Annotated in this window: 8 protein-coding genes; all 8 read right to left on the bottom strand. The window is 67.2% G+C overall.

The genetic code is table 11. The features are described from left to right. Positions 1–1,583, bottom strand: a 1,583-nt coding sequence (locus KBI52_RS03120; protein WP_210805240.1) for a methyl-accepting chemotaxis protein, incomplete at its 3' end; no start/stop codon positions are given. A gap of 91 nt (positions 1,584–1,674) precedes the next feature. After that, on the bottom strand, positions 1,675–2,133 hold the full coding sequence (gene ptsN, locus KBI52_RS03125) for a PTS IIA-like nitrogen regulatory protein PtsN (RefSeq protein ID WP_173947048.1): 459 nt from the start codon (positions 2,131–2,133) through the stop codon (positions 1,675–1,677). Positions 2,134–2,218: 85 nt separating this feature from the next. Next, positions 2,219–2,794 carry a ribosome hibernation-promoting factor, HPF/YfiA family gene (gene hpf, locus KBI52_RS03130; protein ID WP_173947047.1) on the bottom strand — a complete coding sequence of 192 codons (576 nt, stop codon included), beginning with the start codon at positions 2,792–2,794 and terminating at the stop codon, positions 2,219–2,221. A gap of 117 nt (positions 2,795–2,911) precedes the next feature. Further along, a complete protein-coding gene (gene rpoN / locus KBI52_RS03135; RefSeq protein ID WP_210805242.1) occupies positions 2,912–4,336 on the bottom strand; it encodes an RNA polymerase factor sigma-54 in 1,425 nt (474 codons plus the stop codon). 232 nt (positions 4,337–4,568) lie between these two features. After that, the gene (gene lptB / locus KBI52_RS03140; RefSeq protein WP_247654147.1) at positions 4,569–5,363 is read right to left on the bottom strand and encodes an LPS export ABC transporter ATP-binding protein; all 795 of its coding nucleotides are present in this window, start codon (positions 5,361–5,363) and stop codon (positions 4,569–4,571) included. Positions 5,364–5,466: 103 nt separating this feature from the next. Further along, the gene (locus KBI52_RS03145) at positions 5,467–6,105 is read right to left on the bottom strand and encodes an LptA/OstA family protein (protein ID WP_173947045.1); all 639 of its coding nucleotides are present in this window, start codon (positions 6,103–6,105) and stop codon (positions 5,467–5,469) included. Continuing rightward, the gene (lptC, locus tag KBI52_RS03150; protein ID WP_173947044.1) at positions 6,102–6,788 is read right to left on the bottom strand and encodes an LPS export ABC transporter periplasmic protein LptC; all 687 of its coding nucleotides are present in this window, start codon (positions 6,786–6,788) and stop codon (positions 6,102–6,104) included. Before lptC ends, KBI52_RS03145 begins: the two co-directional genes overlap by 4 nt. A 173-nt stretch (positions 6,789–6,961) precedes the next feature. After that, positions 6,962–7,576 carry a ribonuclease D gene (locus KBI52_RS03155; RefSeq protein ID WP_173947043.1) on the bottom strand — a complete coding sequence of 205 codons (615 nt, stop codon included), beginning with the start codon at positions 7,574–7,576 and terminating at the stop codon, positions 6,962–6,964. Positions 7,577–7,757: the final 181 nt, after the last annotated feature.

Below are 7,757 nucleotides of genomic sequence, written 5' to 3' on the forward strand. Positions count from 1 at the left end.
CCCTTGCCGGCCTCGCCGGCCCGGGCCGCCTCGATGGTGGCGTTGAGCGCCAGCAGGTTGGTCTGAGCCGCGATCGAGCGGATGAGATTCGCCACCTCGCCGATCTGGGAGGTGGCCGTCGAGAGCGTCGACATGCTGCCGGAGGCGCCGCGCGCCTCGGCCACTGCCCGTTCGGACGCTTGGGCGGAGGCCTGGGTCTGGGCCGCGACCTCGGCGAGGGATGCGTCGAGCTCCTCGGCGGCGCTCGCCACGGCCGACATGTTGTGCGCCGTGCGGGTGGACGCGGCTCCCGCGATCTGGGCCTGCTGGGTGACGTGGTGGGCCGATCCTTCGAGCTGCCCGGACGCCTTGGCGAGATCGCCCGTGACGTCCCGGACCTCCGCGAGGATCTGCTCGACCGAGGCGTCGAAGGCCATGATCGCGTTGGAGATCGCGTGGGCCCGCTGGGCATCGACGGCCGCCATGCCCTCCCGCTCGTGCGTCAGGCGCTCGCGTTCGCGGGCATTGTCGCGGAAGACCAGGACCGTGCGGGCCATCGCGCCGATCTCATCGGTATTGCCGGTGAACGGGACCTCGCTCGCCGCGTCGCCGTCCGCGAGCCGCCGCATGGCCTGCTGGAGGCGGGTCAGGGGCAGCGAAATCGACCGTCCGACGAGGACGTTGAGCACGAGGCCGAACAGCAGCGTGGCGCCCATGGCCCAGAGGATCAGCGTGAAGGTGCGATGCTGCGAGGCGGTGAGTTGCTCGTCGGTCTCGTGCGCCTCGGCGCGCACCTTGGCGAGCAGCTGGTCGAGGACCGGGACGAGCAGGTCGAACTGCCCCATCAGCTTCTCGCCCTGGCCGGAGACCTGCTGCTCCAGTTCGCTCCAGGCGTGGAAGGCCTCCTGGAACGAGACGCTCGCGGAGTCGATCGCCGCCTTGTCCTTGGGATCGCCGGAGAACTGGGCCAGCGCCCGGGTGAAGCGTCCCTGCTCGACCTCGAAGGCACCGAGAATGCTCTCCTCGAGCAGGATGCGGGCACGAGCCTCCTGGTTGAACATGCCGAGCATGGCCGCCCAGAGGCGCCAGGCGATGGTCTCGCCGCTGCCGGTCAGGGGCCGCACGAGCTTTTCGAGATTGGTCTCCGCCTTCAGGAGGCGTCCCTGCGCGCCCTCGTCCGGCTTGCTGCCGACAGAGGCGTAAAGCTTGCCGAGCGCATTCCCCTGGCTGATCAGGGCCGTTGCATGCTGCTTCAGGGCCGCGACCTCGGGCGTGATCAGGCCGGCCCCGGTGGCGGCGCCCATCTCGTCGAGCTGGGCCGCCAGGGCCTTGTGCTGATCGATGAAGGCCTGGCCGTGATGGGCGAGGCGGCTTGCCGTCCATTCGCCGGCGGTCACCTTCAGGGCGTCGGCCCGGCTCCGGACCTGGTTGGCCTTCTCGGCCAGGGCGGAATAGGTCTGCTGCACTGACAGCGCCTGTTCGACCTCATGGCGGCCGGTCTGAAACACGGCGCCGATCACCGCGAAGCCGAGCACCATGACGCCGCTCAACGCGGCGACCCGCACCCGCACCGACGGCCGCCCCACACGAGCAAGAGACGACATTCCCCCGAATCCCCCTTTTAGGACTTTGCGGCAAGATTGGGGCGGACGGGTTAAGGAGTGATTGACGCTAGGTTAGAAGCCCCGAAGCCGCTCAGGCGGCTTTCGGCAGTTCGGTCATGATGGCATAGAGCGCCGTGGCGTCCCGCGTGGCCCGGACCCGTTCGATCAGCCCGGGCTCGCGCAGCACCCGAGCCACCCGGGCCAGGGCTTTCAGATGGTCGGCGCCGGCTCCTTCGGGGGCGAGCAGAAGGAAGAGCACGTCGACCGGCTGAGCGTCGAGAGCCTCGAAATCGACCGGCCTGTCGAGCCTTGCGATGAGGCCGAAGATCCGGGTCAGGTTCGGCAGCTTGCCGTGAGGAATGGCGATGCCCTCGCCGATCCCGGTCGAGCCGAGGCGCTCGCGCTGCAGGAGAGCCTCGTAGATGGCGCTGTCGGGGAGACCCGTGAGCCGGGCCGCCTGGGAGGCCAGTTCCTGAAGGGCCTGTTTCTTGCCGCTGACGCGCAGGGCGGGCAGAACGGCCCGGGGGTCTAAGAAATCCAGCAAAGGCATCGATCACGCTGCATTTTGATGTGAAGCCTGGAAGGCCTCTCACCGTTCCACGCAAGAACCGGGCCAAGAAGAGGTAGCTCCCCCGTCAAGGCTGTGCGAGCGGCGGGTCGACCCAACCGATCGCTCCGTCGCCGCGGCGGTATACGACGTTCACGCGGCCGGTGCTAGCGTGGATGAACACAAGGGCAGGAGCTCCGGTGAGATCGAGCTGCATCACAGCGTCGCTGACGGAGAGCCTGTGGAGGGGCTTGGTGGTCTCGGCGATCACCATCGGATGGTAGGCCTCGTCCTCGCTCGCCTCGTCGCTGGGGGCCTCGAGGACGGAATAGGCCATCTCGAGGCCGCCTGCGCGCCCGTTCCCGGCGCCGGAACGATCCTTCAGCCGCTGCTTGTAGCGGCGCAGGCGGTTCTCGATCCGGCCCGCCGTCTGGTCGAAGCTGGCATAGGCGTCCTGAGCCGCCCCGGAGGCTTCCAGGGTCATGCCCGAAGTCAGGTGAAGCACGCAATCGGTGCGATAGCCTGTGCCGTCGCGGGTGACGGTCACGTGACCCGAATAGCCGCCGTCGAAATATTTCGACAGGGCGCCGGCCATCCGATCCCGCACCTGGGATCGAAGGGCTTCGCCGATATCGAGATTCTTCCCCGACACCCTCAACGTCATCGTGATCTCCTCCTCATGCGCCGTCGCTTCGTGGCGATCCTTCGGGGTGGCGCTTGAGGTCGATGATGATCCGAATGGAGGCCAATGCAAGCCATGAAATGGGCGGGGCCTGCCGGGTCAGGGTTTCATCCTGCCCGTGCGGCGGCGGTCCGCGGAGGAAGGAATGCGCAGGGACTCCCGGTATTTCGCGACCGTGCGCCGGGCGACCCGGATCCCGTCCGCCTTCAATTTCTGGGCAATTGCCTCATCCGAGAGCACAGCGGCGGGGCTCTCGGCCTCGATCAGCTGCCTGATTCGGTGGCGGACCGCCTTGGCCGAATGCTCGCCCTCCCCGGTGGCGGCGCTGAAGAAGAACTTCATCGGGTGCGTGCCGCGCTCGGTGCCGATCGCCTTGTTCGCCGCAACCCTGGAGACGGTGGATTCGTGCATCCTGATCGCCTCCGCGACGCTCCTGAGGGTCATGGGGCGCAGGGCCGCGACCCCCTCACGGAAGAAACCCTCCTGCTGGCGGGCGATCTCGGCGGCAACCTTGAGGATCGTCTTGGCGCGCTGGTCCAGGCTGCGGGTCAGCCAGCTTGCGGCTTGAAGGCAATCGGACAGAAAACTCTTGTCCTCATCCTTGCGCACCACCTTGGCGACCTCCGCATAATAGGTTCGGTTGAGCAGGATTCGGGGAAGGGTGTCCGGGTTGAGTTCGACCTGCAGGCCACCGTCCGGGGCAGCCCGCACCAGGACGTCCGGCACGAGCACAGCCATGAGAGCAGGCGCGAAGGCAAGGCCAGGCTTGGGCTCGAGGCGGCGGATCTCGGCCAGCATGTCGGCGAGATCCTCCTCGTCGACTCCGCAGACCTTCCTCAAGGCGGCAAAGTCCTGGCGGGCGACGAGAGGGAGATGAGCGAGCAGGGTCTCCATGGCCGGATCGAGCCGATCGCGCTCCCGCAGCTGGATACTCAGGCATTCGGCCAGATTGCGTGCGCCGACCCCGGGCGGATCGAACCCCTGGATCAGCCTCAGGGCCGCCTCGGCGTCAGCGGGCGCGACCCGGAGGCGTGCCGCAAGATCAGCGAGATCCTCGGTGACGTAGCCGGCCTCGTCGAGGTTGTGGATCAGGTGCCGGCCGATCAGGCGCAGCGTCGGGTCGGCGGTCGCCCAATCGAGCTGCGCCTCCAGATGCTCGCTCAGGCTCGTCGCTCGGGCGAGCATGTCCTCCATCTCGGGCCTGAGTTCGCTGTGGCCCGTGCTGGCCGCGTGCCCGGACGAGGCCGGCAGGGCCTCCCGCCGCGGCGGAAGCGGCCCGGGGATCATCCTCGGACCGGCTGCCTCCGCCTTCTGCTTGGCATGCAGGAAATCCGCAAGGCTCGGCAGGGATGCCCCGGCCGGGGTTTCGCCCTCCTGCAGGAGCGGATTGCGCTCGAGCTCCGCCTCCACATAGGCGGCGAGCTCCGCATGGGAGAGCTGCAGCAGCTTGATCGATTGAACCAGCTGGGGCGTCATCGTCAGGGACTGGCCCTGGCGCAGCTCCAGCCGCTGCATCGCCGTCATGAACGCACCCGAAGCCGTATGGGCATGCTTCTTGCATGCCTCGACGGTTCTACTCCGGTCCATCCCTTAAGGTCAAAAGATCAATCGTCCGAGGCTCGAAGAGACGATCCATAACCGTCACCACGTCATGGCCGGGTCTGTCCCGGCCGTCCCGATAGGGTGGGGCTCTGCGTCTCAGACGATCGGGATCACCGGCACAGGGCCGGTAATGACCGAAGAGGGTTTTGACGGGCTAGAGACGGAAGTCCTCGCCCAGATAGAGGCGGCGCACCTCCTCGTTCGACACGATGGCGTCCGGCGTGCCCTCGGTGAGGACGCGGCCGGAATGGATGATGTAGGCCCGGTCGATGAGGCCGAGGGTTTCGCGCACGTTGTGGTCGGTGATGAGCACGCCGATGCCGCGCCGGGTGAGATGGCGCACCAGGTTCTGGATGTCGCCCACCGCAATGGGGTCGATGCCGGCGAAAGGCTCGTCGAGGAGCATGAAGGTCGGCTCGCCGGCCAGCGCCCGGGCGATCTCGCAGCGCCGCCGCTCGCCGCCCGAGAGCGCGATGGAGGGCGACTTGCGCAGGCGCGTGATGTTGAACTCGTCGAGCAGAGCATCGAGCTTGCGCTCGCGCTCCTTGCGGCTCGGCTCGACGATCTCCAGCACGGCGCGGATATTGTCCTCCACGTTGAGGCCGCGGAAGATCGACGCCTCCTGCGGGAGATAGCCGATGCCGAGGCGGGCCCGGCGGTACATGGGCAGGCCCGTCACGTCGTGGCCGTCCAGGCTGATGACGCCGCGGTCGGCGCTCACCAGCCCGGTGATCATGTAGAAGATGGTGGTCTTGCCGGCCCCGTTGGGACCGAGCAGGCCCACGGCCTCGCCGGCGCGCACGTTCAGGCCCGCATCCTGCACCACGGTCCGGCCGCGATAGCTCTTCTGCAGGCCCTTGACCGCCAGGATCCCGGGGCCGCCGAACACGGCGTCGCTGTCGGCGCGGTGGAAGACATGCGGGCTCGTCCCGGCCGAATGGGGTTCCAGGAGGCTCACGTCGGAGGGACCGGTTTGAGATCGGTTGGAAAGCGGTTTCACTGGCTCAATCGTCGATCGTGAAAAGGGAAAAAGCGGGAGTTGAACTCCCGCTCTAGTTCGTGGCCGGCCGCTGCTGGGGCTTCGGCTTGGGTGCGGGAGAGGCTCCGCCGCCGGCACCGGTCGGAGCCGGTCCGCCCTGGCCGGGCACGAACAGCGCCCTCACGCGGCCGCCGGGCGTCGTTTCGATGTTCGCCACGCCGGTATTGATGTCGTAGAGCACCCGCTCGCCCTTGGTGACGTTGGGTCCGTCGCTCAGGGTCGCGTTGCCGGTCAGCATGATCTTGTTGGAGCCCCGGTCGAAGGTGGCGTTCTCGCCGGTCGCCACCTGGGTGCGCGACACGATGGTGACCGGGCCCTTGCAGTCGATCTTCTTGATCGCGCTGTCGTCCGCCGTCTGCGTGGACGGAGCCGCCTGCCCGCCGTTCTGGTCCCGCTGCTCGTAGAACACGGTCATGATCGTGCACTTCATGGTGCTCTCGCCCTGAACCGCCACCACGTCCCCGGTGAAGACCGCGCGGCCCTCCTTGTCGAAGACGTCGAGCTTGTTGGCGTCGATCTTGATCGGCTCCTTGCTGGAGCCGAAATTGCCGAAGCCGACGGCCCGCTCCTTGCTGGCCTGGGCAAAGGCCACGTCAAGGGGAGCCGGAAAGAGGAGCCCGAGAGCCAGGGCGGCGCGTGTGAAACTCATCATGGACGGATACTTGTCTGTTGGGGTGCAGGCGCCGCGGAGCCTGTGCCGGCGGCTTCCGGGGAGGATGGAGTGGAGCCAGTGGAGGGCTGAATGACGGTGCGGACGCGGCCCTTGAAGCTCATGACCTTGCCGTTGTCCGAAACATCGAGGCCTTCGGCCTCGATGGTGCCGCTGCCGAAGGCCACGGTGACCGGATCGTTGGACACCACCGCGCCGGCCTTGAACCGCACGAATGCCGTCCGGAGCTTGACCTCGTGACCGCCATCCGTGGTGACCACGATGTTGTCGCGCAGCCTCATCTGCTCCTTCTTGGTGTCGAGGACGCCGGAATCGGCCTGAAGCCTTGCGACACTGCCGCGCTCGTCGGTCACGATGCGGGCCTTGAGGTCCTTGAGCTGGACGAGATCGGGCTTGCGTACATCCTGGGTGGCGGCGCTGGCCGTCACCTCGTAGGGGCGGTTGTCGTTCTTGAAGCCGTTCAGCTTCGGGCTCTCCATGGTGACGTGGGTGCCGCTCACCCCGATGGAGCCGAAGCTCAGGTTCTCGATCTGCCGGAACGGGTTGTAATAGGCCACGACGCCGACACCCGCCATGCCCAGCAGGGAGCCGAGCGGAATGGCGATCTTGGCGAAGCGGACCCAGTGGGAATGGCGACGGGCCTTGGTGAAGGCGCGCGATCGCACGGCCGGCCTCGAGGCCGGGCCGTCCCGCATGGAGGAGCCCTGAATTCCCGCCACTGTCGTCAACCCCTTCCGTCCTGATCCCTGGCGCGTGGCCATCGGCACGGCGCCATGCCGGAGCGGCATGGCGATGTTATGACGGATATGGGGTTTATGCGGGAAAGTTTAAGCGCGCGTCAAGAATGGGCGAAAATATCCGTCTCCGGCCAGCCGAGCAGGTCGAGCTGGGCCCGGGTCGGCAGGAAGCTGAAGCACTGGTGGGCGATGCCGAGCCTGTTCTCGCGCTCCAGCAGACGATCGAGCTTGTCCTTGAGGGCATGCAGATGCAGGACGTCGGACGCCGCGTAGTCGAGCTGGGCCGGGGTGAGGGTCTCGGCGCCCCAATCGGAGGATTGCTGCTGCTTCGACAGCTCGACCCCGAGCTGCTCGCGCGCCAGCTCCTTGAGGCCGTGGCGGTCGGTGTAGGTGCGCACGAGCCGCGAGGCGACCTTGGTGCAGTAGATCGGCCGCGGCATGACGCCGAAGGCATGGAAGATCACCGCCAGGTCGAAGCGGGCGTAATGGAAGATCTTCAGCACGCTCTCGTCGGACAGGACGCGGATCAGGTTCTCCGGCAAAGGTCCGTCCTTGAGGATCTGCACCACGTCGGCCGTGCCGTCGCCGGTGGAGATCTGCACCACGCAGAGCCGGTCGCGATGCGGATTGAGACCGAGCGTCTCGGTGTCGATGGCGATGGCCGGACCGGGCTTGTAGCCGGCCGGCAGGTCGCCGCGATGGAAGCGTACTGTCATGGGACATCCGTATTGCGCAGACCATCCGTCTAACCCGTCTCGACGATGGCTTCAACGGATGTCCGTCGCGCTTCGGAATCAGGTCCTAGCGCATCGTGCGGACCCAGAGGGCCGCGTCAGCGAAAAGTGGATCCGGTTTTCCGCATGAACGATGCGCTCTTCAAAGAGGTGGGAGCATCGG

Origin of the sequence: Microvirga sp. HBU67558 (assembly GCF_018069605.1) — a bacterium.
Taxonomy (GTDB): domain Bacteria; phylum Pseudomonadota; class Alphaproteobacteria; order Rhizobiales; family Beijerinckiaceae; genus Microvirga; species Microvirga terrae.